The organism is Streptomyces sp. (genome assembly GCF_031181705.1).
Taxonomy (GTDB): domain Bacteria; phylum Actinomycetota; class Actinomycetes; order Streptomycetales; family Streptomycetaceae; genus Streptomyces.
This window is the reverse complement of sequence record NZ_JAPSKN010000017.1, coordinates 17,373-18,777: the sequence shown is the minus strand read 5'-3', so window position 1 is coordinate 18,777 and position 1,405 is coordinate 17,373. Positions and strand designations below refer to the sequence as shown.

At 73.3% G+C, this 1,405-nt stretch carries 1 protein-coding gene; it reads right to left on the bottom strand.

What is annotated here, in order from left to right; genetic code table 11:
• Nucleotides 1–16 precede the first annotated feature (16 nt).
• Entirely contained in the window at nucleotides 17–1,189 is a 1,173-nt protein-coding gene (locus tag RIN80_RS06045; protein ID WP_309094450.1) for a GTP-binding protein, read from the bottom strand.
• Nucleotides 1,190–1,405: the final 216 nt, after the last annotated feature.

The following is a 1,405-nucleotide window of genomic DNA, read 5'->3' as shown; positions in this document are numbered from 1 at the left end:
GGTCCAGCGGATCGGTCTAGGCCGGATCGGCGGGGCCGTCGTCCGCGGTCCCGCCGTCGTCCACGAACCGGTCGGGGTCCCGGCCGAAGTCCCCGGCGGGGTCGCGCACGAGGTCCTCGTCGGGGTCGCGCACGACGTCACCGTCGGGGTCGCGCACGTACCGCAGGACGCCCCACATGCCGTGCTCGTCGGCGTGGGGGGCGTCGCTCCGGCAGGCGTCGAGCTGCTTGCCCAGGGCGGGGGCGTCGATGCCCGAGCCGATGAGGACCAGCTGCGTGAGGCGCTCCTCGCCGGCCGGCCAGGGCTCCGGGTAGAAGCGCAGGAACCGCCCGACGGCGTGGACGGCGTAGCGGTTGCGGACGTCGTACGGGCCGAAGTCGACGTACCCCTTGATCCGGTACAGCCCCTGGGGGCGGCTGTCGAGGAACTCCATCAGCCGGCGCGGGTCGAGGGGCTGCGGCGAGACGAACGACAGGCTGTCGTAGGCGTCGTGCAGATGCCCGGCGTGGTCGTCCCGCGCGCCGGGCTCGCCGTGCTCGTGCAGGTCGTCGAAGGACAGCTGCCCGATGCGTTCCCCGCTCGGCCGGCAGTCGAAGAGGAACTCGGGGTCGATCCGGCCGTAGGAGGCCGGGACGACGGCGGCGCGATCGACGAGGGACCGGACCAGCCCGAGGACCCGCTCGCCGTCCGCCACCCGGTCCACCTTGTTGACGACGGCCAGATCGGCCAGCGCGAGATGCCGGTCGATCTCGGGATGCCGGGACCGGGTGTCGTCGAACTCGGCGGCGTCGACGACCTCGACGAGTCCGCCGTACACGACGTCCGGGTGCTCGCTGGCGAGCACCATCCGCACGAGCTCCTGCGGTTCGGCGAGGCCGCTGGCCTCGATGACGATCACGTCGATGCCGAGGGAGGGTTCCGCGAGCCGCTCCAGGTACTGGTCGAGTTCGCTCGCGTCGACCGCGCAGCACAGGCATCCGTTGCCGAGGGAGACCGTCGAGTCGCCGAGCGCACCGGCCACGGCCATCGCGTCGATCTCGATGGCCCCGAAGTCGTTGACGAGGGCGCCGATGCGGCTTCCACCGCTGTGGTGGAGGAGGTGGTTGAGCAGCGTGGTCTTTCCCGAGCCGAGGAATCCGGCCAGGACGACGACCGGGATCTGCTGCGGTTTCGAACTCGGCTGACGCACCGTACGACCTCTCTCACACCGACGCGCGCACCGGCTCGCACGGCCGGCACACCCACGAGCTGGGGACGCGGCCCAGGATACGAGCCGGGGGATCACGCTACGGGCGACGACCGCCGGTGGCCGCGCGTCCGCCCGCCGGGCGCCGCCCCGCGCGGCCGACGAGATCCGGCGCGGGGCGGACGGGGCCGGGCCGGGTGGACGGGGCGGGTGGACGGG